Genomic DNA, 22,708 nt, shown 5'->3' on the forward strand with positions numbered 1-22,708 from the left:
CCCCGATCGGCCTTGCCTACGCCAGCATCTCCCGGACCATCGGGATCACCTTGGTGCCGTAGAGCTCGATGCTGTGCATGAGTTTCTCGTGCGGCAGCGGGCCGGCGCTGTACTTCATGTCGAAGCGGTCGATGCCGAGGGTCCGGGCCGTCCCGGCGATCTTCTTCGCCACGGTCTCGGGCGAGCCGACGTAGAGCGAACCGAAATCGGCCTCCTGGTCGAACTCCGCGCGGGTCGTCGGACCCCAGCCGCGCTCGCGGCCGATCCGATCACGCATGATGCGGTTGTCGGGCCACAGCTCCTCGCGGGCCTGCTCGTCCGAGTCGGCGATGTAGCCGGGCGAGTGCACGCCGATGGGGAGCGTGGGCCGGCCGAGCTGCGTGAGCGCCCGGTGGTAGAGGTCCACGTACGGGGCGAACCGGGCGGGGTCGCCGCCGATGATCGCGAGCATCAGGGGCATGCCGTAGCGGGCGGCGCGCACCACGGACTCGGGGCTGCCGCCGACGCCGATCCACGTCTTGAGGCGACCGCCGTCGGTCTTGGGGTAGACCTCGTGGTTGTCCAGTCCCGGGCGTGTGCTGCCGGACCACGTGACCGGGCCCTCCTTGATCAGCTCGGAGAAGAGGTCGAGCTTCTCCTCGAAGAGGCGTTCGTAGTCCGAGAGCTCATAGCCGAAGAGGGGGAAGGACTCGGTGAAGGAGCCGCGGCCCAGGATGACCTCCGCGCGGCCGTTCGAGGCGGCATCGAGCGTCGCGAAGCGCTGGTACACGCGGACGGGATCATCCGAGCTGAGGACCGTCACGGCGGAACCGAGGCGGATGCGCTGCGTCCGCCCGGCGATCGCCGCCAGCACGGTTTCCGGTGCTGAGACGGCGAAGTCGTCCCGGTGATGCTCACCGACACCGATGAAATCGACACCGACCTGATCGGCGAGGACCGCTTCGGCGATCACGTTCCGGATGACCTGCGGGTAAGGGACGGGGTTGCCGTCCTGTCCGCGCGTGACATCCCCGAAGGTGTCGAGTCCGAGTTCCAGTTCGCGTGCCATGGTGTCGCTCCCGTGCTTGGCGTTCCCGGCCCACCCTGGGCCTGTTGGTTGAACCTGCCCCGCCGCCGGGTTATTCCATGCATATGTATATAGTCGCCGCTAACGGTCTGCATCCTGCCCGGCTTCCGCCGCACGGTCCGCCCGCCGGATGCTCGCGGGGTCCTCGAGGTCTACACCGGCACGCGCCGCCGCAGCCCGGGCGGCGGGGCTGGTCAGGTCCGGCAGGACGAATTCCTTCGGCGTGATACCCGCGTCCAGGGCCGCATGCGCGGCCTGCTGCCGGGCGAGCCGCGGCGCGGAGGACTCGGCGGACCGCAGCGTCGCCTGGGTGACACCGATGGGGCCTTCCGTCAGCGAGGAACCGATCAGCGGCACATACCCGGCGGCATGCCCCGTGCGATTGGGGTGGTAGGAATCCGAGATCGGGTTCGAGAGCCCGTTCAGCCATTCGACGTCGTCGCACACCGAATGGGCGGCGAAGGCGGCCGTGGGGTTGCGGAAGGTGAAGCCGGCCGCCGCGGCCGCCGTCGCCGTCGTGGCGTTCAGCAGGTCCGCGGTCGCGTCCAGCCGGACCTGCTCCGCGGGCGAGAACCAGGTGCCCGCGTTGCAGTCCTCACCGTTGAAGATCCGTGGATAGCCCGCGATCGTGACGGAAGCCTGGGGGGCCCGGGCGCGGATCTGCGCATACAGGGAGGCGAGGCCGCCGGGCAACTGCTGGGTGATGACGGCCTGGGCGCGGTCGATCGCCGCGTTGCAGTTGCTCATCCAGGCGGGCTTCGCGCACTCGGTCAGGACGGCGACGAAGGACGCATCGTTCCCGCCGACGCTCAGGGAGACGAACGACGTCGTCGGTGTGAGGGCGCTGAGTTGGGCCGTGACGACGTCGGGAATCGTGGCACCCGAGCAGGCACGGAAGTTCAGCGCGTATCCCGCAGCGCTCGCGATCAGCGGGGGATACGCATGGACCGATCGCCGGCAGTTCGTCCCGTCCGCCAGGTACTCGCGCGTCCCCGTGCCCGAGGAGTAGGAGTCGCCGAGGGCGACATAGGAGGCGCCGGCAGCGGTGGCCGGTTGTACTGGACGTGCGACGGCCGCCAGCAGCACGGCCACGGCCACGGCGCAGCGGAGACGGGACATCGACATCGATACTCCAGGTGCCAGGGTTTACCCCAACACTATTCTCACCGGAGGGTCCGCAGGGAGGACGAGGGCTGCCTTCAGCACAACCCTTCCGGCGTACGCCCGCGAGGGCTACCCTTCCACCGCTGAGCCGGGTATCTTTGCCTCCCGTCGGCCGTGCGCGGTAGACTGTGGGACGGCTCACACGCCGCGATACCCCAACTGAATACGCCATCGATCTGCAGCGGGAGAGTTCTGCCGTTGACTCAAAACCGGTAGGCGCCGTAGGAGCAAATCCTCCCCAGGAATCTCTCAGGCGAAAGTACCGCTGCGGCTAGGCAACTCTGGAAAGCAGCATCGGGCACGCCCGGCGCTCACCGACGGTGCAAGCAGGCGCGGAGCCCTGCGGAAACTCTCAGGTCCCCTACAGAGCGGGGAGGAACTCGACCAGGCACGCGCGACTGCGCTTCCTTCTGACGTACGGAGTTCCCCATGACCGCCTTCCCCGACTCGGTATCCGGCACCGCATCCGGCGCCGCATCCGGCACCGCATCGACCTTCGCCGACCGTCATATCGGTCCCCGCACCTCCGATGCCGGGACGATGCTCGAGGTCCTCGGCTACCCGAGCCTCGAGAAGCTCGTGGACATGGCGGTGCCCGCCAGCATCCGGCTCGACCGCGCGCTGAAGCTGCCGGCGGCCCTCAGTGAGACGGAGGTGCTGGCGCAGCTGCGGCGGATCGCCGGCCGCAACCGGACCGCCGTCCAGATGATCGGCCAGGGGTACTTCGACACCGTCACTCCGCCGGTCATCCGACGTAACGTCCTGGAGTCGCCCGCCTGGTACACCGCCTATACGCCCTACCAGCCCGAGATCTCCCAGGGCCGCCTCGAAGCCCTCCTGAACTTCCAGACGATGGTGCAGGACCTCACCGCCCTCGACATCGCCAACGCCTCCCTGCTCGACGAAGCCTCCGCCGTCGCCGAGGCCGTCCTCCTCATGCGCCGCTCCGGCAAGAACAAGGGCCGCACGGTCATTGATGCCGACGCCCTCCCGCAGACCGTCGCCGTCGTGCGCGGCCGTGCCGAGGCGCTCGGGTTCGACGTCGAGATCGCCGACCTCGCGGCCGGGTTGCCGGACGGCGACATCAACGGCGTGGTCCTGCAGCAGCCCGGCGCGTCCGGTGCCCTGCGCAACCATGCCGCAGTCATCGGCGCGGCGAAGGAACGCGGCGCACTCGTCACGGTCGCCGCCGATCTGCTGGCCCTGACCCTCATCACCCCTCCCGGCGAGCAGGGCGCGGACATCGCCGTCGGCTCGGCCCAGCGCTTCGGTGTCCCCCTCTTCTTCGGGGGCCCCCATGCCGCCTACATGGCGGTCCGCAAGGGCCTCGAGCGCATGCTGCCCGGACGCCTGGTCGGCGTGTCCAAGGACGCCGACGGCGCTCCCGCCTACCGCCTCGCCCTGCAGACGCGTGAGCAGCACATCCGCCGCGAGAAGGCCACGAGCAACATCTGCACCGCCCAGGCACTGCTGGCGATCGTGGCTTCGATGTACGCCGTCTACCACGGTCCCGAGGGGCTGAAGGCGATCGCGCGCACCACGCATCGGCGGGCCGTCGAACTCGCGGACGCCCTCGCCGGGTCCGGCGCCGCCGTCGTGCACGATGCCTTCTTCGACACCCTCCTGGTCCGCGTGCCCGGCAAGGCAGCCGAGTACGCGGACACGGCGGAGGCGCAGGGCTACAACCTCCGCCGCATCGACGCCGACCACCTCGGCATCTCGTGCGACGAGACCACGACGGCCGGGCACATCGCGGCGGTCGCGGCGGTCTTCGGCGGTACCGACACCGGGTCGGCGACTGCAGGCGAGCGGATCCCCGCAGACCTGCACCGGACATCGGGGTTCATGACGCACCCCGTCTTCTCGCTGCACCGCTCGGAGACGGCGATGCTCCGGTACCTGCGCCGCCTCTCCGACAAGGACCTGGCGCTGGACCGCACCATGATCCCGCTGGGCTCCTGCACCATGAAGCTCAACGCGACGGTCGAGATGGAAGCCATCTCCTGGCCCGGGTTCGCCTCCATCCACCCCTTCGCGCCCGAGGCCCAGACCGAAGGCTGGCGCGAGCTCATCACCGACCTCGAGGAGCGCCTCGCCGAGATCACCGGCTACGACCGCGTCTCGCTGCAGCCCAATGCCGGGTCGCAGGGCGAGCTCGCCGGCCTCCTCGCCATCCGCGGGTACCACCGCTCGCGCGGCGACGAGAACCGCACCGTCTGCCTCATCCCGTCCTCCGCGCACGGCACCAACGCGGCCTCCGCCGTCCTGGCCGGCATGAAGGTCGTGGTGGTCGGCACGGCGGCCAACGGCAACATCGATCACGACGACCTGCTCGCCAAGATCGATCAGCACGCCGAGAACCTCTCGGCCATCATGATCACCTACCCCTCGACGCACGGCGTGTTCGAGGAGGACGTGCGGTGGGTCTGCGAGAAGGTGCACGCCGCCGGCGGCCAGGTCTACATCGACGGCGCCAACCTCAACGCGCTCGTGGGGCTCGCCCAGCCGGGCGAGTTCGGCGGCGACGTCTCCCACCTGAACCTGCACAAGACCTTCTGCATCCCGCACGGCGGTGGCGGACCGGGCGTCGGCCCCGTCGCCGTGGCATCGCACCTCGCGCCGTTCCTGCCCGGTGACGCGAACCGGGACATCGCGACCGACGGCGGCCGCGACGCCGAGGGTGGCACGCCCGTGTCGGGATCGATGTACGGATCGGCCGGCGTCCTGCCGATCTCCTGGGCCTACATCGCCCTCATGGGTTCCGAAGGGCTCACCAGCGCGACGGCGCACGCCCTGCTCGCGGCCAACTACGTGGCCGCCCGCCTGACGGAGCACTTCCCCGTGCTCTACACGGGAGTGCAGGGCCTCGTGGCGCACGAGTGCATCCTCGACCTCCGACCGCTGACCGCGGCCACCGGCGTGACCGCCGAGGACGTCGCGAAGCGGCTCATCGACTACGGGTTCCACGCGCCGACGCTGTCGTTCCCCGTGGCGGGCACGCTGATGGTCGAGCCCACCGAGTCCGAGGACCTCGCCGAGCTGGACCGCTTCATCGATGCGATGATCGCGATCAAGGGAGAGATCGACCGCGTGGCGGCCGGTGAGTTCAGCATCGAGGAGAGCCCGCTGCGCCAGGCGCCGCACACCGCGCAGGTGCTCGTCAGCGACGAGTGGACGCAGGCCTATTCCCGTGAGCTCGCGGCCTACCCGCTGCGCTCGCTGCGCCACGACAAGTACTTCTCCCCGGTGCGCAGGATCGACGGCGCCCACGGCGACCGCAACCTCGTCTGCTCCTGCCCGCCCATCGAAGCCTTCGAAGACTAGGAATCCGCCGACCATGAGCGAGCAGAGCAAGCACACCGCCCTGTATACCCAGCACGAGGCGCACGGGGCGTCGTTCACCGACTTCGGCGGCTGGCAGATGCCCCTGAAGTACCGGAGCGAACTCGAAGAGCACCACACGGTGCGCAGGGCCGCGGGCCTCTTCGACCTGTCCCACATGGGGGAGGTGCTCGTCAGCGGCCCGCAGGCCGCGCAGTTCCTCAACTACGCCCTCGTCAGCAACCTCGCGGTACTCGCCGTGGGCAAGGCGAAGTACTCGCTGATCTGCAACGAGGCGGGCGGGGTGATCGACGACCTCATCACCTACCGGCTGACCGAGGACTCCTTCCTCGTGGTGCCGAACGCCTCCAACGCGTCCGTGGTCGCCGAGGAGCTGCGCCTACGGGCCAAGGGGTTCGACGTCGCAGTGGAGGACCAGTCGGACACCACGGCGCTCGTCGCGGTGCAGGGTCCCACGGCAGAGGCAGTCCTCCTCGATCTGGCGCGCCCCGAGGACGCCGCCGTCATCCGCGGCCTGAAGTACTACGCCGTGGCGGAGCTCGAACTGGCCGGCCTGCCCGTGCTCCTGGCCCGCACGGGCTACACCGGCGAGGACGGTTTCGAGATCTTCCTCGGCGATAACGTCGCGGTGCGGCTCTGGAACGCAGCGCTGGAGGCGGGCAGGAAGCACGGGCTGCTGCCCTGCGGCCTCGCAGCCCGTGACTCGCTGCGGCTCGAGGCGGGCATGCCGCTCTACGGTCACGAACTCGGGCTCGACACGAACCCCTTCGAAGCCGGTCTCGGACCCGTGGTCAGCACGAAGAAGCCCGACGACTTCGTGGGTCGTTCGGTGCTCGAGCCCCTGAAGGCGGTCGAGCCGGCGCGGCGCCTCGTCGGGCTCCGTGCCGTCGGCCGCCGGTCGGCGCGGGCCGGGTACGACGTCGTCGTGGACGGTGCTGTCGTCGGGACGGTGACGTCGGGGCTGCCGAGCCCCACCCTCGGGTACCCCGTGGCGCTCGCCTACGTGGACGCGGCATATACTGCCGTCGGCACCGAGGTGCAGGTGGATCTGCGGGGGCGGCCCGAACCCTTCACCGTCATCCCCACGCCGTTCTACAGGCGCGCGAAGCCCGCCGGTACGCCCCAGTGACGATCAGCGCCTTCGACCTGTTCAAGATCGGCATCGGACCCTCCAGCTCCCACACGGGCGGACCGATGACCGCGGCCCACCTCTTCACGGAGGTGCTACGCACCGAAAGCCTGCTGGCCGACGTGCAGCGCGTGCAGGTGGAGCTCTTCGGTTCGCTCGGGTCCACCGGCCACGGGCACGGCACGGTCAAGGCGGTGCTGCTCGGGCTCGAGGGCGACCAGCCGCACCTGGTGGATCCGACCTCGGCAGATGCCCGGGTGACCCGCATCGGCGAGGACCTGACGCTGAACCTCGCGGGTGGTCACCCCATTCCGTTCCACCCCCAGGCGGACGTCGTCCTGCACCGCCGACAGCGCCTCGATTATCACACCAATGGCATGCGTTTCTCGGCATATTCCAGGACCGGGGCAGTTATGCGAACCAGGGAATACTTCTCGGTCGGTGGCGGATTCGTACTGGACGAGGACCAGATCGGGTCCGAGACGGCGGTCCTCCAGCCGGTCCCGGTGTCCCACCCCTTCGGTACCGCGGACCAGTTGCTGGACATCTGTCGGACCACCGGCTGGTCCTTCTCCGACGTCGTCCTGGCCAACGAACTGTCCTGGCGCACGGAGGACGAGGTGCGGGTGGGGCTGCTCGAGATCTGGGGTGTCATGCAGGACACCATCCGGCGGGGCACGACGACGGGCGGGATCCTGCCCGGCGGGCTGAACGTCCGGCGCCGGGCGGAACGGCAGCGGCAACTGCTGGAGAAGGCGGATGACCCGGACGATCGTCTCGGCACCATGGAGTGGGTCACCCTCTTCGCCCTCGCCGTCAACGAGGAAAACGCCGCGGGCGGGCGCGTGGTGACGGCGCCGACCAACGGGGCGGCCGGCATCATCCCAGCCGTCCTGAAGTACTACGTGGACTTCGTGCCGGGAGCCGACGACGACGGCGTCATCCGGTTCCTGCTCGCCGCCACGGCGATCGGCTCGCTCTTCAAGAAGAACGCCTCGATCTCAGGTGCCGAGGTGGGCTGCCAGGGCGAGGTCGGCTCCGCCTGCGCCATGGCGGCGGGGGCGCTGGCGGAGGTGCTGGGTGGGACTCCGGAGCAGGTCGAGAACGCGGCCGAGATCGGGATCGAGCACAACCTCGGGCTGACCTGCGACCCCGTCGGCGGCCTCGTCCAGATCCCCTGCATCGAACGGAACGCCGTCGGGGCGATGAAGGCCATCACCGCGGCACGCATGGCCGTCCGCGGCGATGGGCAGCACCATGTCTCGCTCGACGTCGCCATCAAGACCATGCGCGACACCGGCGCCGACATGATGGACAAGTACAAGGAGACCGCACGCGGCGGGCTCGCCCTGAACGTCGTGGAGTGCTGACCGCGCGTGGCTGACCTGCCGGTCCGCATCGAGGTCGTTCCGGGGGAGGGCCTGACGGAGCGTCTCCGCGCGCACCTCCCCGCCCCCGCAGCCGTGACCGTCACGTGCCTGCCCCACCACGGTCCGCGGAAGGCCGTGGATCTCGCGGTGGAGCTGGCCGAAGCCGGGTACACGGCCGTCCCCCACCTGGCGGCCCGGTCCGTTGGCGGACGCGCGGAGCTCGCCGGGTACGTCGCACGGTGCCTGGACGCCGGCATCGCCGATGTGTTCGTGGTCGGCGGTGATGCGGCGGTCGCGGCCGGCTCCTACGCCTGGAGCGGCTCCCTGATGGAGGACGTCGCGGACCTGTCCGGGGGGACCCTCCGCATGGGCATCGCCGTATACCCGGAGGGACACCCCGCGACCGCGGACGAGGAGCTCACGAGGTCCCTGCTGGCGAAGCAGGAGCTCGCGTCCTGGTGCGTGACGCAGCTGTGCTTCTCGTCGGAGGTGCTGGGGGCCTTCCCCACGCGGCTGCGGGCGGACGGCGTCGCCCTGCCGGTGTGGGCGGGTATCCCCGGTCCCGTGCGGATGGGCCGCCTGATCCGGCTGGCAGGCAGTATCGGCGTCGGACAGTCCCTCGGCTTCCTGAAGCGATCGGTGGGGGGTGCCGGCACCGGGTCCGTGGTGAGGCAGCTCCTCTCGTCCGCGTCCTACGATCCCGCGCCCCTGGTGACGGCGCTCGACGGTGCAGGGTACGCGGGCCTCCACGTCTACACCTTCAACGACCTCGCGGGGCTGGCCGCGTCCGACCCGACCCGCCCCGCCGGCTGAGGTCCGGCGACGCCCCCGGCTCGCCGGCGAGTTCCGTGCACCCGGAGCGATCGCGGACAACGGACATCCCGTCAGGGCGCGAAGTGCGTCTGCGCCTGTTCCGTGGAGATGCCATGGACGATGCGGCGCGCGATCTCGCGGACCTTCACGTTCTGCGCATTCGAGGCACGGGTCAGCATGGCGTACGCCTCGGGCTGTGTGCAGCGGTTCTGGCCCATGATGATCCCGATCGCGATGTCGATCGTGGTCCGCGACTCCATGGCCGCCTTGAGATTCGTCGAGGTGTTGGCGTGACGGGACACGCGAAGCACCATCTGCAGCGCCTTCGCGGCCTGCTCGGCAAAGCCCTCCGCCAGCTCCTGCGTGCTGCTCGTGAAGGTGCTCGGGGTGGCTGCATAGAAGTTCAGTGCGGCTCCACCTTCCGGTCCGAGCACCAGGGGGACGCCCATCATGGCGTAGTACTCGTGGTCGGCCACGACGCCGAAGTAGTCGGGCCACCGGCCGTCCGTCCGGACGTCGTCGACGATCACGGTGTGGCCGGTGCTGATCGCGTGCAGGCACGGGCCGTCGCCGAAGCCGTACTGGATCTCGTCCAGCATGCGTGCCTCGTCGCTGCTGCAGGCCACGGTCGTCGCCAGGTTCCGGTGGCGGTACGTGACGCCGCACTCGACCTCCATCGAGGCACCGAGGATACGCGACGAGAGGCCTGCGAGGTCCTGCAGGAACTGGTCCACGCTCTCGTTGCTGAGCATGAGGTCCTGGAGTTCGTCGATCGCCGCCGCATCGTGCTGTTCCGCGTTCACCTCGTCATTTTACGGCGCCTCCTTAGATTGTCTAGCGAAACGACTCGTCGCGCGGAGAGCCGTCTGCCTCATCCTCCCGGGCGCAGGACCACGATCAGGGTGCCGGCAACGCCGCTGCGCTACTCCCTGACGACCCGGATGGTGTCGAGAGAGGCGTCGCCCGGGTCGGGGAGGACCATGCCGGCCTCGACACCGCTGCGCAGGTACTTGATGGAGGCCTCGTTGATGCGCTCACCGGGCAGGAACACGGGGACCCCCGGAGGGTAGGGCGTGGCCAACTCGGCGACGATCCGGCCGACCGAGTCCGCCACGGGGATGTCCTCGACCGGCCCGAAGAACGCATCCCGCGGCAGCATGGCGGTCTCCAGGTCCAGCTCGCCCTCCTCGGGAATGAGGACGGCAGGTGACTCCGGGAAGGTCGGGGCGGCGTCGATGAGCAGGCGCAGTCCGTCCATCAGCCGATCCACGGTCGACTCGTCGTCCGAGATGGACATCGTGATCTCGAACCGGCGGTGGTCCGTGGTGCCGAAGTCCAGCAGGCAGTTCTCCCGCAGCCAGTCATGGGCCTGGTAGCCGGTGATGCGCAGGCCCGAGACGTCCACGAGGACGTGCAGGATGTCGAGATCCTTCGATGCCTCGTGGGAGGTCAGTTCCTCCTCGAGGACGTGCAGGCCGGGCAGTTCCTCGATCTGCTCCCGCACCCGGCGGGTCAGGGCGAGGGTCCGTTCGATGATGTCGTGTCCGTACTGGACCATCTGGCGCCGCCACCCGTCGATCGCCGCGTACATCATCACGTTCGCGCTGGTCGTGGAGAGGATGTCCTTGCAGTGCTCCAGCCGGATGGGGTCCACGAGGTCTCCCTGGAGGTGGAAGACCGAGCCCTGCTCGAAACCGATGCCCATCTTGTGCACGCTCACCACGCACAGATCCGCGCCCGCGGACATCGCCCAGGTCGGGGTGTCCGAGTGGAAGGGCAACTGCGCCCCCCAGGCCTCGTCGATGATCAGCGGCTTGCCCCGGTCGTGGCAGATCTTCGCTATCGCCTCGATGTCCGCACACGTCCCGTACGGGGTCGGGCTGACGATGAGGGCCGCGGAGGCGTCGGGGTACTTCTCCCACATCGCCTCGACCTCGCCCGGGGTCGGGGGGTGTGCGAGTTTGAGGTCGTTGTCCCAGCTCGGCCGAATCCACCGCGGCTGGAGGCCTCCCAGGACCAGGGCCGAGACCACGGACTTGTGGGCGTCCCGACCGATCAGGATCTCGCCCTCTCCGTGCGTGACCGCGAGGATCGCCGCCTTCACCGACAGGGAACTGCCACACGTGGAGAAGAACGTCTGGTCCGCCCCGACAGCCTCCGCCATCAACTCCTGCGCGTGCTGCAGGTACCCGTTGGACGACTTCCTGTCATCGAGTCCGGAACTGGCCAGCACATCGGACCGGAAGCTCTGCTCGCCCAGGACCTCCAGCACCCGCGGATCGACACCCCGGCCCTGCCGGTGCGCCGGCGGAGTGAAACCGTACCGTCCGAGTTTCTGGTGCTCGGCCAGAGCGGTCAGGACAGGCGTCTCGTTCTGGTCCATCGGGTCTCCCTTGTTCAACCACGAAGCATGCTTACTGATCAAACGTGCCAAGCATGCCCGGAACGCGTCAAGGATGAATCCTTGCCGCGCATCGGAACAGGTTGTGCAGTGGAACAGCAAGGGGTGGGACGCGCAGAAGAAGAACGGCCGTCCCCAGGACGGCCGTTCTTCGTGGTGGTGCGGGGGTTTCCTGTGCGGCCGCTCAGATGATGGCGGCTGCGGGTTTCTGGCGCTGAGGGGCGAGTTCCCCGACGATGCCGCGGAGGAGGCTCCGCAGCTCATAGGATTCGAGACCTTCGCCCACCATCAGCGTGCGCTCGATGTCCTCGGCCTTGGCGAGCGCCTCGACGCCGGCCGGGGTGATGGTGATGCGCTGGCTCCGACGGTCGATGCTGTCGCGGATGCGGGAGATGAAGCCCTGCCGCTCGAGCTTCTCGATGGTCTTGCCGATGGTCTGCGCCTGGACGTGGACGGCGAGGGCGAGCTTCGCGCCCGTCATCGTGCCCTGTCGGGACAGCACTCCGAGGGTGGTGTAGCCGGCGTGGGTGATCCCGATGTCGAGCAGCCTCTCGTTCCACGCGTGGTCGACGAGCCGGGCGGCAGTGGTGAGCAGGCGGCTGGTCGACCACTCTTCCAGTTCAGGCATGGGATCCTCCTTCAGAGGGCTTGGAGCACCCGGCCGGTACTGCAGACCAGCGCCGGCCGGGTGTCGTGTCTTTGCAGCTGGTCGGTGGAACAAGGGACGGAACCAACTGCATTAGGTCCATCATGCGCTTCAATCTTCAAGTTTTCCCGTTGACCCGTCCGAAGCTTCCGGCAAGAAAGCGGCCTCACCGTCGGCCGGGCGGCCACTGAACGCGATGATCGCTGCTGCAACGGCGCCTGCTGCCGAGTGCTGGACGACGTGCGGTTGCCCGTCGATCTCCACGAGTGAGCCGTGCCGGGCACGCTCCACGAGTTCCCGGCACCACCGTCGCCGCGCTACCGGATCACGGCCTCCCCGCACCACCAGCACGGGGCACCCGACACGCTCGATGGCGCGTTCCAGCGGATATTCCATCATGGGCAGCAGCTGCCGCATGTACCAGCGCACGCCCGTGCGGAGATAGTCCGAGTACACGATGAGATTGGCGGACGGGCTCTCGCGGAGCGTGTCGTGTCCGAGGGAGACCGCCTGCTGGACGATGGTGCGCCGGCGCCGGTCCACCACGGGCCCGATGAGGACCAGCCGCTCCGCGAGGGTGGGGGACTGCAGTGCGACCTGCGTGACGAACTGCACGCCCATCGAGTGTCCGATGAGGGTGCACGAGCGCACGCCCAGGGCCGTGAGTGCCTTGATGATCAGCGCGGCATGCTCCTGCACGCCCAGCTGGGTCGGGGGTCGGGGGTCGGGGCCGTAGCCGGGCAGGTCCACGGAGTGGACGACGGCGTCTGCCGCCAGTTCGGCGCGTAGACGGTCGAGATAGCGGTGCGTCATGCCCAGGCCGTGGATCAGGACGTACGGTGCCTTCGGTGCGGCCGGCGCCTCCGGTCCCGGCGTCGTCCGCACACGCAGTGTGAAGCCCTCCACCTGCACGGTGCTGAGTGTCGTCGCTTGCATCAGGGAAGTCTACGGTGGGCCCCGGTCCCTCCCTCAAGATCGGTTCAGGTGAAACGCCCTTCGCGAACCCTATGAGGCACGGATCTGTGGAAGGCTGGTTTCATGTCCGATTCCACGCCCCAGCGCACCGCGCTGATCGTCGAGGACGATCCGGATATCCGCGAACTGCTCGCCACCACACTTCGCATGAACGGCTTCCTGATCATCGAGGCCGCCTCCGGACTCGACGGCCTGGCCGCGTTGAAGGAGCACAAACCCGACCTGATCACGCTCGACCTCAACCTGCCGGACCTCGACGGCGTCGAGGTCTGCCGGCAGTGCCGCGCCGTCAGCGACGCGTACATCGTCATGGTGACGGCCCGGCAGGACGAGATCGACCGCCTGATCGGCCTGGAGATCGGGGCCGACGACTTCATCGGCAAGCCCTTCAGTCCGAGGGAACTCTCGGCGCGCGTCTCGGCGATGTTCCGCAGGCCCCGTACCGGGACGGCCAGTGCGCCACCAGAGGGTAATGAATTGCTCCGCCACAACAACCTGACGATGGACGTCGAGGGACGTGTGGTCACGCTGGACGGACAGGAACTGGCACTGACGCGCATCGAGTTCGATCTGCTGGAGACGCTCCTGACCGGAGCCCAGCGGGTCTGGACGCGCGAGGCGCTCCTGAACCGGGTATGGGGCGACGGCTGGAGCCAGGACCACCACCTCGTCGAGGTGCATATCCGCAACCTCCGTAAGAAGCTCGGCGAGGACATGAGCAACCCGAGTTTCATCCGGACGGTCCGCGGCGTGGGCTACCGCATGATGCCGGGCGACTCCGCGCACTGACCCTCCTCCGGCGCCTGCATCGGACGCCGCCTGTGCCGCGGTTTGTCCGTGGATGGAAGACTGGAGGTGTGGCTCATCTCGACATTTCCGGTATCGACTACTTCCTCTCCGACGGCAGGCAACTGCTCAACGGCGTGGCCTTCAAGGTCGGCGACGGTCACAAGACGGCCCTGATCGGGCCGAACGGTACCGGCAAGACGACGCTGCTGCGGATCATCGCCGGTGACCTCGCGCCCGACGAAGGATCGGTGAGCCGATCGGGGACCATGGGCATCATGCGCCAGTTCGTCGGCCAGGTCCGCGACGACACGACCGTCCGCGACCTCCTCGTCTCGGCCGCGCCACCCGTTCTGGCGGCCGCGGCGAAGAGGATCGACGACGCCGAGCTCGCCATGATGGAGGCCGAGGACGAGCCCACGCAGATGAGGTACGCACAGGCCATCGCCGACTGGGGCGATGCCGGCGGCTATGAGCTCGAGACCACGTGGGACGAGGTCACCATGGCCGCCCTCGGCGTCCCGTTCGACCGCGCGCAGTACAGGGCGGCGTCGTCGCTCTCTGGCGGCGAGCAGAAGCGGCTCGTGCTGGAGGCGCTGTTCTCCGGCCCCGACGAACTGCTGCTCCTCGACGAGCCCGACAACTACCTCGACGTCCCCGGCAAGCGCTGGCTGGAAGCGAAGCTGCGCGAGTCGAAGAAGTCCGTGCTCTTCGTCAGCCACGACCGCGAGTTGCTGGCCAACGCTGCGACCCGCATCGTGACGCTCGAGCCCGGGGCCCTCGGGGCGTCGTCGTGGACGCACGGTGGCGGCTTCGAGACCTACCTGAAGGCACGCGAGGACCGCAACGCGCGGTTCGAGGAGCTGCGCAAGCGCTGGGACGAGGAGCACCTCAAGCTCAAGGAACTCGTCAACATGTACAAGAACAAGGCCGCGTTCCGCTCTGACATGGCAAACCGCTACCACGCAGCCCAGACACGCCTCGCGAAGTTCCTCGAGGCCGGTCCGCCCGAAGCGATCCCGCTCGAGCAGAACGTGTCCATGCGGCTTCAGGGCGGGCGGACCGCCAAGCGCGCCGTCGTCGCCCAGAAGCTCGAGCTGACGGGGCTCATGAAGCCGTTCAGCACGGAGATCTGGTTCGGGGACCGCGTCGGCGTCCTCGGATCGAACGGCTCGGGCAAGTCGCACTTCCTGCGCCTGCTGGCCGGTGGAGGCTCCGATCCGGACCGGGAGCACCTGCCGGTGTCCGACGTCGACATCGCGGCGGTCCCGCACGAGGGCTCCGTCAAGCTGGGCGCGCGGATCCGGCCCGGGTTCTTCGCGCAGACGCACTCCCGTCCGGACCTGCTCGGACGCACCCTCATCGACATCCTGCACCGCGGTGACGAACACCGGTCGGGGCTGGGCAGGGAAGCGGCGTCCGCCGTGCTCGACCGTTACGGACTGGCGGCGCAGGCGGAGCAGCCCTACGACTCGCTCTCCGGCGGGCAGCAGGCCCGACTGCAGATCCTGCTGCTCGAGCTCTCCGGGGCGACCCTCCTGCTGCTCGACGAGCCCACGGACAACCTCGACCTGCATTCGGCCGAGGCGCTGGAGCGTGCCATCGAAGCGTTCGAGGGCACCGTGATGGCCGTGACGCACGACCGCTGGTTCGCCCGGAGCTTCGACCGGTTCCTCGTCTTCGGGTCCGACGGCAAGGTGTACGAGACGAAGGAGCCCGTCTGGGACGAGAGCAGGGTCGTCCGCGCGCGCTGAACGGTCATCCACAACTCCTCCACAGGGTTATCCACAGTCGGTGGATAAGTGGATGAGCAGGAGCGGGCGGAGTGCCGTTTGTGGCGGATGGTAGCGCCCGCCTACGGTTGCAGTGTGAATCCCTCCGTGCGAGCCGCCATGTTCGCCACCTATGCCATCTTCGGGCTCAACGGTCTCGTCTTCGCCAGCTGGGCCGCGCGCATTCCCGCCGCGTCGGGCACCCTGGACCTCGGGTCCGGCCAGACGGGGGGTCTCCTGCTCGTCGGGGCGATCGGCTCGGTGCTGTCCCTTCCCGTGGCCGGGATCGTCGCGGCCCGCTTCGGCACCGCCAATACCGTCCGTATCGGGGGAACGGCTGCAGCGGTGGCCGCGAGTGCCGTCGCGCTCGGCCTCGTCACCGTCTCGGTCCCGGTGGTCGCCGTCGGACTGTTCCTGTTCGGGTGCGGGATCGCGCTCTGGGACGTGGGGCAGAACATCGAGGGCGCCGACGTCGAGCGGCGGGTCGGGCGGACGATCATGCCCCGGTTCCATGCGGCCTTCAGCGGGGGAGCGTTCGTGGGTGCCCTGCTGGGGGCGGCGTTGTCGGCGCTCGAGGTCTCCCTCTCCGCGCACCTCGTCGCCGTCGCCGTCCTCAGCCTCGCCGTGTCGCTGTGGGTGCCGCGCTCCTTCCTCCCCGAGGCGAAGCACCCGGACGCGGCGCACGGAGCGCAGCCCGGTACCGGAGGCAAGGGATTCGGGGCCTGGGGTGAGCCCCGTACCCTGCTGATCGGCCTGGTGGTGCTCGGAGCCGCGCTGACCGAAGGAGCCGCGAACGACTGGGTGGCGAAGGCCAGCGTCGACGGGCTGGGCACCACGGAGAGCACCGGTGCCATCATGTTCGCGGTCTTCGTCGCCGCGATGACGGCCCTGCGCTTCGTGGGTGGTGGCCTGATCGACCGTTTCGGTCGCGTACGGGTCCTGCAGGCCAGCCTCGGATCCTCCCTCGTCGGGCTCGTGCTCTTCGTCGCGGCGCCGAACGTGCCCCTTGCCGCCGTCGGCGCCGTCCTGTGGGGTGCGGGTGCGGCGCTCGGGTTCCCGATGGGGATGTCCGCGGCGGCGGACGAACCCGAGCGCGCCGCCGCCCGGGTCTCGGTCGTCTCCACGATCGGCTACACGGCGTTCCTCGCCGGCCCGCCCTTCATCGGTTTCCTCGGTGACGCCGTGGGTCTCCGCAACGCGCTGCTGGCCGTCGGAATCGCCGTCCTCGCATCCTTCCTCGTAGCTCCGGCCGCCCGCGAGCGGACCGTAGAGGCCCGGGAACCATTGCGGACAGGTTCTGACCGAAGCCACTAGGAAGGCGCCGCCGCCGGTCCTACCCTTTCTGCATGGCGATCATCGAGGCAGACGGTCTGAAGAAGACCTATTCGTCGAAGAGCGGCCCGGTCCACGCGCTCGACGGCATGAATCTCTCCGTTCCCCAGGGAACGGTCAAGGCCCTGCTGGGGCCGAACGGTGCTGGCAAGACCACGGTCGTGAAGATCCTCACCACCCTCGTCCAGCCGACGGCGGGTACTGCGCGCATCGACGGCATCGACGTCCTGCGCGATCCCAAGGCGGCACGCCGGATCATCGGCGTATCGGGACAGTACGCGGCCGTGGATGAGGGCCTCACCGGGTTCGAGAACCTCGAGATGGTGGGCAGGCTCTACCACCTGGGTGCCCGGGAGTCGAAGCGCCGGGCGCAGGAGCTCATCGACCAGTTCGAGCTGACGGAGGCCGGCAACCGCCCGGTCAAGGGGTTCTCCGGAGGCATGCGACGCCGGATCGACCTCGCCGGCGCGCTCGTGATCAACCCGAAGATCCTCTTCCTGGACGAGCCGACCACCGGGTTGGACCCCCGGAGCCGGCTCGCCCTCTGGGGGATCATCAAGGACCTCGTCAGGGACGGGACCACGCTGCTCCTCACCACCCAGTACCTCGAGGAGGCGGACCAGCTCTCCGACGACATCGCGGTGATCGACGGCGGCAGGACCATCGCCGAAGGCACAGCCGACCAGCTGAAGGCGCAGATCGGGGGGCACCGCGTGGTGGTGTCCCTCGTCGACGCCGCCGATGCCCCTGCAGCCCTCGAGATCCTCGGACGCCACGGCGGCGGTGAACCGGGTGTCGGCGGCGACGGCCGCACCGTGGAGGTGGCGGTCACGGACGGACCCCGCGCCCTGCAGTACATCCTGTCGGACCTCGGTGAGGGCGGCATCGAACTCCACGACGCCGGCATGCGGCGGCCGAGCCTCGATGACGTCTTCCTCAGGCTCACGGGCCACCGGGCCGAGGAGACCGAAGACGCGATTCCCCAGAAGGAGGCGGCAGCATGAGCGTTCTCGCGCCCGAGGGCAGGCAGCCCGAGAACCATCCATCCCGGGAGGGCTTCACCCCTCCGTCCGAGCCACCGTCCGACGTGTCGATGTGGTTCTCCGACGGCTGGACCGTCACCAAGCGGAACCTGACCAAGCTCAAGCGTTCGCCGGACATGCTGGTCTTCGCCGTGCTGCAGCCCATCATGTTCGTGCTGCTGTTCAGCCAGATCTACGGCGGCTCCATCCAGGTCGCGGGCACCGACTACACGCAGTACCTCATGGCGGGGATCTTCGCGCAGACGGTGATCTTCGGATCCACCTTCTCCGGCTCGGCGATGGCCCAGGACCTCAAGGACGGCATCATCGACCGCTTCCGGACGCTGCCCATGAGCTCCTCCGCCGTCCTCATCGGGCGGACCAACAGCGACCTCGTCCTCAATTCGCTGTCCGTGGTCATCATGATGGCGACGGGCTTCGTGGTGGGCTGGCGGGTCGACGCCCCCCTGGGCAGCTTCTTCGCCGGCCTGGGGCTCCTGCTCCTGTTCTCCTACGCCTTCAGCTGGGTCATGGCGCTGCTCGGCATGTCGGTGAAGTCCCCCGAGGTCATCAACAACGCCTCCTTCATGATCCTGTTCCCGCTCACGTTCATCTCCAACGCGTTCGTGCAGTCGCAGAACCTGCCCAGCGCCCTCGAGACGTTCGCCAACTGGAACCCGGTGTCGGCGCTCGTCCAGGCCGCCCGCGAGCTGTTCGGCAATGTCGGTTCGGAACCCCTTCCCGATGCGTGGCCCATGCAGAACGCCGTGCTGACGGTGCTGATCGGGGCCGTCCTCATGCTCGTGGTCTTCGTACCGCTGTGCATCCGGAAGTTCGCGTCGATCAGCACGCGGTAGGCGGCAGGGTCGTCCGAAAGGTGGACGGAGCTCCGCGCCGTGATCATCCCTGGGGCCGGTGACCCTTCACCGGCCCCAGGCCTACTGTTGGACGTACCGGGCCCGCTCCTGCGGCCAGGTCCCACGACAGCCGAAGGATCCACCATGATCGAGGCCCAGGCCCTCTCGAAGCGGTACGGCGCGAAATCCGCCGTCGATGCCGTCTCCTTCACCGTGCAGCCCGGCAAGGTCACGGGCTTCCTCGGACCGAATGGTGCCGGGAAATCCACCACCATGCGCATGATCGTCGGTCTCGACAACCCGAGCGCCGGCCGGGTGACGGTCAACGGACGGCCCTACGCCCAGCACAGGGCTCCCCTGCGCGAAGTGGGGGCGCTCCTCGATGCGAAGGCCGTCCACACCAAGCGTTCGGCCTACAATCACCTCCGCGCCATGGCGGCGACGCACGGTATCCCGAACAGCCGGGTGAAGGATGTCATCGAGCTCACCGGCCTCGGGCCCGTGGCGAAGAAGCGGGTGGGCGGGTTCTCGCTCGGCATGGGCCAGCGGCTCGGCATCGCGGCGGCCCTCCTCGGCGACCCCCACACCGTCATCCTCGACGAACCGGTCAACGGCCTGGACCCGGAAGGCGTGCAGTGGGTGCGCCACCTCGCCAAGGGGCTCGCCTCCGAAGGGCGCACGGTGTTCCTGTCCTCGCACCTCATGTCGGAGATGGCCCTGACGGCGGACCACCTCATCGTCATCGGTCGGGGACGCATCATCGCGGACGCCCCCATCCAGTCCATCATCGACGGACAGGGCAGGGCCCGAGTCCGTGTCCGTGCGGACCGTCCGCAGGACCTCCTCGGAGGCCTCGCCGGTGAGGGCGTCACATCTCAGGTCCTCGAGCCGGAACTGGTGGAGATCACGGGCGTCGAGCCCCGCCGCATCGCGGAGATCGCCCTGCGGGAACACGTCCTCGTGTACGAGCTCACCCCGCTCCAGGTATCCCTCGAGGACGCCTACATGCAGCTCACCCAGACCGAAGTCGAGTACCACTCGCACAGCCTGCCCGCCGCCGACCAGGCTGCGGCCACCTCGGAAGGACGCTGACCATGGCAACGTCGACCTCGCCCGCCCTCGCCCAGCAGCGGCCCCGGCAGCAGCGCGACAACGGACCGGGCGTGAACTTCGGCCGGGTCCTCAAGTCCGAGTGGATCAAGGTGACCACGGTCCCCTCGACCGTCATCCTGATCGTCGCGACCGTCGTCGTGATGGTCGGACTGGCCGCCCTCGCCGCCTGGGCCACCTCCATCACGCAGCAGAACTTCGAGTCCGCCGGCGCGCCCCCGGGCGGCCCGGCCGGACCGGGCGGGCCGGGCAGCGACTTCGACCCGGCCAGCCAGGCCTGGGAGATCCCGTCGTCCGGCCTGATCTTCGGGCAACTGCTGATCGCCTCCCTCGCCGTGGTCCTCATCGCCTCGGAGTGGGCCACCGGAATGATCCGGTCCACGATGGTCGCCGTCCCGAAGCGCACCCCGGCCCTGCTCGCGAAGAACGCGATCATCGCGATCATCGCCTTCGTCATCGGCGCCCTGTCCGCCCTCCTCTCCTACGCGGTGGCCCAGCCGATCCTCGCGGGCGAGGACCTCGACTTCGCCATCACCACCGAGGGCGTCCTCCCCAGCATCGTGAACTCCGGCAGCTACCTGGCGTTCATCGCCATCATCTCGATGGGCATCGGCACCCTCCTGCGTAACACCGCGGGCGGTGTGGTCACGGCGGTCGCCCTGTTCTTCGTGGTTCCCGTCATCATCGTGAACCTGCTGTCCGGGCTGGCCGACTGGATCCCCGACGCCGCCCGGTTCCTCCCCACGAATGCCGGCAACCAGCTGATCGCCATCTCTACCGGGACCGACGCGCTGACCCAGTTCCAGGGCGGCCTCGTCATGGGCGCCTGGGCGTTCGTGCTCCTGGTGGCATCCCTCATGGTCACGAAGAAGCGGGACGTCTAGGAAGCCCTGGGACCGGAGCCCGCCAGGCGTGGCCATGACTGACAGACCCTTGGTGGGGGAGACCGCGGAACGAACGGCCGCGGTCTCCTTCACCGAGCTCAATGCCCGCCGGCTCGGGCCGTTCCGGCGGTTCTTCCGCCGTCACCCCCGCGCCATGGACGCCGTCGTCATGCTGGTGTTCGTCCTGTTCGCCCTCCCGAACGCCCTGCTCGTCGTCCTCGACGACGACAACTGGCTCGGCGTGACCGGCGTGGCGTTGGCCGCCGCGGCGCTGGCCTTCCGCCGCGACCGGCCGCTGATCGTCCTCGCGTTCGTCTCGGCACTGGACATCCCCGTCAGCATCCTGACCGAGGGTGCCGGCAGCAGTGGGATCGCGACGATGTTCGCCCTCTACACCGTGGCCGCGGCCTACCCGCTGCGACCCGCGCTCCTCGCCGCGGCGGTGGCGACCGTCTTCTCGGTGAGCGCCCTGTTCCTCATCCCCGTCAGCACCTTCGGCGACGCGCCGGGCGTGATCTGGCTGCTCAGCGGGTTCGTCGTCATGTTCCTCGCGGTCTCCGTCGGCGTCGGCGTCACCGTGCGTCGCGACCGGGAGCACGAGCGGGAACTGCGGGAATGGGCTGCGCGCAACGCGGAACTGGCCTCCGCGGGCGAGCGGAACAGGATCGCGCGGGAGATGCACGACGTCGTCGCTCATTCCCTCACGGTCATGGTGGCGCTGTCCGACGGCGCCGCCGTCGTCATGAAGCGGGACCCGGACCGGGCGGCCGCCGTGCTCAAGGAGCTGTCGGGAACGGGTCGTACGGCCATCGCCGACATGCGCCGGGTCCTCGGTGTCCTCAGGGCGGAGGCTGCGAGCGAATCACTCGAGCCCCTGCCGGCCTCGAGCTCGTTGGCGCACCTGCTGGACGGCTTCCGTGCGGCCGGATTGCCCCTGCGCGTCACCACGAGCGGTCCGGCGCTGCCGGCCGATCCGGCATTCCAGCTGACGGTGTACCGGATCCTGCAGGAGTCGCTGACCAACGTCCTGCGGTACGGCAAGGGCGTTACGCTGGTGGACATCTCGATCGCCAGGACGGGAAAAGCCGTGTGGCTGCGTGTCGCCGACGACGGCCGGGGCGGCATGGGACCCGTCGTCTCGCTCGGCTCTGGCCAGGGCATCGCCGGCATGCGGGAGCGGGCCGCGATCTACGCGGGGTCGGTCGAGTGCGGCGGCCGTCCCTCGGGCGGCTGGGTCGTCGAGGTCCAACTGACAGTCCCCGACGCCGCCGGCGGAACGGGGAACCAACGGGGGAAAGAGAAAGATGACCACGCAGCACAGCACGCCGGGCACGCCCATCAGGGTTCTGCTCGCTGACGACCAGCCACTTCTGAGGATGGGGTTCCGGCTCATCCTCGAGGGAGAGCCGGACCTGGAGATCGCCGGTGAGGCGTCCACCGGCGCCGAGGCCGTGCGGCTCGCCGGGGAGTTGTCGCCGGACGTCGTGCTGATGGACGTGAGGATGCCCCAGGGGGACGGGATCGAGGCCACCCGCCGGATCACCTCATCCGGTTCCTGCTCGCGCATCATCATCCTGACCACCTTCGATCTGGACGAGTACGCGTTCGCCGGACTGCAGGCCGGCGCTTCGGCCTTCCTGCTGAAGGACGCCGCACCCGAGGACCTGGTGCACGCGGTCCGGATCGTGGCGAGCGGTGACGCCGTCGTCGCCCCCCGTGTGACCCAGCGCCTGCTCGAGACCTACGTCCGTTCGTTGCCGCTGGCACACGCCGCCACGTCCGTCCCCGACCGGCGACTGACCGAGCTGACGCCGCGGGAGCGCGAGGTGCTCGAGGCGATCGCCGAGGGCCTGTCCAATGCGGAGCTCGCCGCACGGTTCTTCCTGTCCGAGGCGACCATCAAGACCCACGTACGGCGGATCCTCACGAAGCTGGACCTGCGGGACCGCGTGCAGGCCGTGGTGTACGCCTACGAGAACGGGATCGTGGTGCCGGGCCCGGCAGGCACGCACTGATCGCCGGGGACCGGCATCTGGTTG

At 69.1% G+C, this 22,708-nt stretch carries 19 protein-coding genes and 1 riboswitch; of the genes, 13 read left to right on the forward strand and 6 right to left on the reverse strand.

Annotated features, from left to right (window positions below; all coding sequences use genetic code 11):
- Positions 1–16: 16 nt before the first annotated feature.
- Entirely contained in the window at positions 17–1,048 is a 1,032-nt protein-coding gene (locus tag AC1MFI_RS05440) for an LLM class flavin-dependent oxidoreductase (protein WP_479820101.1), read from the reverse strand.
- A 99-nt stretch (positions 1,049–1,147) separates the two neighbouring features.
- Positions 1,148–2,185, reverse strand: coding sequence for an SGNH/GDSL hydrolase family protein (locus AC1MFI_RS05445; RefSeq protein WP_479820102.1), 1,038 nt, complete (start codon positions 2,183–2,185; stop codon positions 1,148–1,150).
- Between the two features lie 217 nt (positions 2,186–2,402).
- Positions 2,403–2,505: riboswitch (glycine riboswitch) on the forward strand.
- A 154-nt stretch (positions 2,506–2,659) separates the two neighbouring features.
- Here AC1MFI_RS05445 and gcvP point away from each other — a divergent pair.
- From gcvP to AC1MFI_RS05465, 4 genes are read left to right on the forward strand one after another with little or no spacing between them, the layout of a single operon-like run.
- On the forward strand, positions 2,660–5,554 hold the full coding sequence (gcvP, locus tag AC1MFI_RS05450) for an aminomethyl-transferring glycine dehydrogenase (RefSeq protein WP_479820103.1): 2,895 nt from the start codon (positions 2,660–2,662) through the stop codon (positions 5,552–5,554).
- A 13-nt stretch (positions 5,555–5,567) separates the two neighbouring features.
- Positions 5,568–6,701 carry a glycine cleavage system aminomethyltransferase GcvT gene (gene gcvT, locus AC1MFI_RS05455; protein ID WP_479820104.1) on the forward strand — a complete coding sequence of 378 codons (1,134 nt, stop codon included), beginning with the start codon at positions 5,568–5,570 and terminating at the stop codon, positions 6,699–6,701.
- Complete coding sequence (locus AC1MFI_RS05460) at positions 6,698–8,071, forward strand: L-serine ammonia-lyase (RefSeq protein WP_479820105.1); 1,374 nt, start codon at positions 6,698–6,700, stop codon at positions 8,069–8,071. Before gcvT ends, AC1MFI_RS05460 begins: the two co-directional genes overlap by 4 nt.
- A gap of 6 nt (positions 8,072–8,077) precedes the next feature.
- Entirely contained in the window at positions 8,078–8,884 is an 807-nt protein-coding gene (locus tag AC1MFI_RS05465) for a methylenetetrahydrofolate reductase (protein ID WP_479820106.1), read from the forward strand.
- A 71-nt stretch (positions 8,885–8,955) separates the two neighbouring features.
- Here the strand turns inward: AC1MFI_RS05465 and AC1MFI_RS05470 are convergent, their stop codons facing one another.
- From AC1MFI_RS05470 to AC1MFI_RS05485, 4 genes are all read right to left on the reverse strand, one after another.
- Positions 8,956–9,687: a GAF and ANTAR domain-containing protein gene (locus AC1MFI_RS05470; RefSeq protein ID WP_479820107.1), complete on the reverse strand. Its 732-nt coding sequence runs from the start codon at positions 9,685–9,687 to the stop codon at positions 8,956–8,958.
- 119 nt (positions 9,688–9,806) lie between these two features.
- On the reverse strand, positions 9,807–11,267 hold the full coding sequence (locus AC1MFI_RS05475) for an aminotransferase class I/II-fold pyridoxal phosphate-dependent enzyme (protein WP_479820108.1): 1,461 nt from the start codon (positions 11,265–11,267) through the stop codon (positions 9,807–9,809).
- A 202-nt stretch (positions 11,268–11,469) separates the two neighbouring features.
- Positions 11,470–11,913: a MarR family winged helix-turn-helix transcriptional regulator gene (locus AC1MFI_RS05480; RefSeq protein WP_479820109.1), complete on the reverse strand. Its 444-nt coding sequence runs from the start codon at positions 11,911–11,913 to the stop codon at positions 11,470–11,472.
- Between the two features lie 129 nt (positions 11,914–12,042).
- Entirely contained in the window at positions 12,043–12,867 is an 825-nt protein-coding gene (locus tag AC1MFI_RS05485; RefSeq protein ID WP_479820110.1) for an alpha/beta fold hydrolase, read from the reverse strand.
- Between the two features lie 102 nt (positions 12,868–12,969).
- On the opposite strand from AC1MFI_RS05485, the gene AC1MFI_RS05490 reads away from it, so the two are divergent.
- The 9 genes from AC1MFI_RS05490 to AC1MFI_RS05530 all read left to right on the forward strand — a co-directional run bounded on the left by AC1MFI_RS05490 (position 12,970) and on the right by AC1MFI_RS05530 (position 22,684).
- On the forward strand, positions 12,970–13,695 hold the full coding sequence (locus AC1MFI_RS05490) for a response regulator (RefSeq protein ID WP_479820111.1): 726 nt from the start codon (positions 12,970–12,972) through the stop codon (positions 13,693–13,695).
- A gap of 68 nt (positions 13,696–13,763) precedes the next feature.
- Complete coding sequence (locus AC1MFI_RS05495; RefSeq protein WP_479820112.1) at positions 13,764–15,446, forward strand: ABC-F family ATP-binding cassette domain-containing protein; 1,683 nt, start codon at positions 13,764–13,766, stop codon at positions 15,444–15,446.
- A gap of 138 nt (positions 15,447–15,584) precedes the next feature.
- Positions 15,585–16,778: an MFS transporter gene (locus tag AC1MFI_RS05500; RefSeq protein ID WP_479820799.1), complete on the forward strand. Its 1,194-nt coding sequence runs from the start codon at positions 15,585–15,587 to the stop codon at positions 16,776–16,778.
- A 32-nt stretch (positions 16,779–16,810) separates the two neighbouring features.
- A complete protein-coding gene (locus AC1MFI_RS05505; protein WP_479820113.1) occupies positions 16,811–17,800 on the forward strand; it encodes an ATP-binding cassette domain-containing protein in 990 nt (329 codons plus the stop codon).
- Between the two features lie 89 nt (positions 17,801–17,889).
- Positions 17,890–18,675 (forward strand): ABC transporter permease, encoded by a 786-nt coding sequence (locus AC1MFI_RS05510; RefSeq protein ID WP_479820801.1) that lies wholly within the window; start codon positions 17,890–17,892, stop codon positions 18,673–18,675.
- A gap of 144 nt (positions 18,676–18,819) precedes the next feature.
- A complete protein-coding gene (locus AC1MFI_RS05515) occupies positions 18,820–19,767 on the forward strand; it encodes an ABC transporter ATP-binding protein (protein WP_479820114.1) in 948 nt (315 codons plus the stop codon).
- 2 nt (positions 19,768–19,769) lie between these two features.
- Positions 19,770–20,669: an ABC transporter permease gene (locus AC1MFI_RS05520; RefSeq protein WP_479820115.1), complete on the forward strand. Its 900-nt coding sequence runs from the start codon at positions 19,770–19,772 to the stop codon at positions 20,667–20,669.
- 34 nt (positions 20,670–20,703) lie between these two features.
- Positions 20,704–22,026 carry a sensor histidine kinase gene (locus AC1MFI_RS05525; RefSeq protein ID WP_479820116.1) on the forward strand — a complete coding sequence of 441 codons (1,323 nt, stop codon included), beginning with the start codon at positions 20,704–20,706 and terminating at the stop codon, positions 22,024–22,026.
- On the forward strand, positions 21,974–22,684 hold the full coding sequence (locus AC1MFI_RS05530) for a response regulator (protein WP_479820117.1): 711 nt from the start codon (positions 21,974–21,976) through the stop codon (positions 22,682–22,684). The genes AC1MFI_RS05525 and AC1MFI_RS05530 overlap by 53 nt, the downstream gene beginning before the upstream one ends.
- The last annotated feature ends 24 nt before the right edge of the window (positions 22,685–22,708 follow it).

It is taken from the genome of Arthrobacter sp. BC5 (assembly GCF_056680255.1).

Excerpts from the sequence above, each read along its gene's own strand:
- gcvT (WP_479820104.1), top strand. The coding sequence starts at position 5,568 with ATGAGCGAGCAGAGCAAGCACACCGCCCTGTATACCCAGCACGAGGCG.
- AC1MFI_RS05485 (WP_479820110.1), bottom strand. The coding sequence starts at position 12,867 with ATGCAAGCGACGACACTCAGCACCGTGCAGGTGGAGGGCTTCACACTG.
- AC1MFI_RS05500 (WP_479820799.1), top strand. The coding sequence starts at position 15,585 with ATGTTCGCCACCTATGCCATCTTCGGGCTCAACGGTCTCGTCTTCGCC.
- AC1MFI_RS05440 (WP_479820101.1), bottom strand. The coding sequence starts at position 1,048 with ATGGCACGCGAACTGGAACTCGGACTCGACACCTTCGGGGATGTCACG.
- AC1MFI_RS05530 (WP_479820117.1), top strand. The coding sequence starts at position 21,974 with ATGACCACGCAGCACAGCACGCCGGGCACGCCCATCAGGGTTCTGCTC.
- gcvP (WP_479820103.1), top strand. The coding sequence starts at position 2,660 with ATGACCGCCTTCCCCGACTCGGTATCCGGCACCGCATCCGGCGCCGCA.
- AC1MFI_RS05490 (WP_479820111.1), top strand. The coding sequence starts at position 12,970 with ATGTCCGATTCCACGCCCCAGCGCACCGCGCTGATCGTCGAGGACGAT.
- AC1MFI_RS05480 (WP_479820109.1), bottom strand. The coding sequence starts at position 11,913 with ATGCCTGAACTGGAAGAGTGGTCGACCAGCCGCCTGCTCACCACTGCC.
- AC1MFI_RS05515 (WP_479820114.1), top strand. The coding sequence starts at position 18,820 with ATGATCGAGGCCCAGGCCCTCTCGAAGCGGTACGGCGCGAAATCCGCC.
- AC1MFI_RS05505 (WP_479820113.1), top strand. The coding sequence starts at position 16,811 with ATGGCGATCATCGAGGCAGACGGTCTGAAGAAGACCTATTCGTCGAAG.
- AC1MFI_RS05475 (WP_479820108.1), bottom strand. The coding sequence starts at position 11,267 with ATGGACCAGAACGAGACGCCTGTCCTGACCGCTCTGGCCGAGCACCAG.
- AC1MFI_RS05445 (WP_479820102.1), bottom strand. The coding sequence starts at position 2,185 with ATGTCCCGTCTCCGCTGCGCCGTGGCCGTGGCCGTGCTGCTGGCGGCC.
- AC1MFI_RS05525 (WP_479820116.1), top strand. The coding sequence starts at position 20,704 with ATGACTGACAGACCCTTGGTGGGGGAGACCGCGGAACGAACGGCCGCG.
- AC1MFI_RS05520 (WP_479820115.1), top strand. The coding sequence starts at position 19,770 with ATGGCAACGTCGACCTCGCCCGCCCTCGCCCAGCAGCGGCCCCGGCAG.
- AC1MFI_RS05510 (WP_479820801.1), top strand. The coding sequence starts at position 17,890 with ATGTGGTTCTCCGACGGCTGGACCGTCACCAAGCGGAACCTGACCAAG.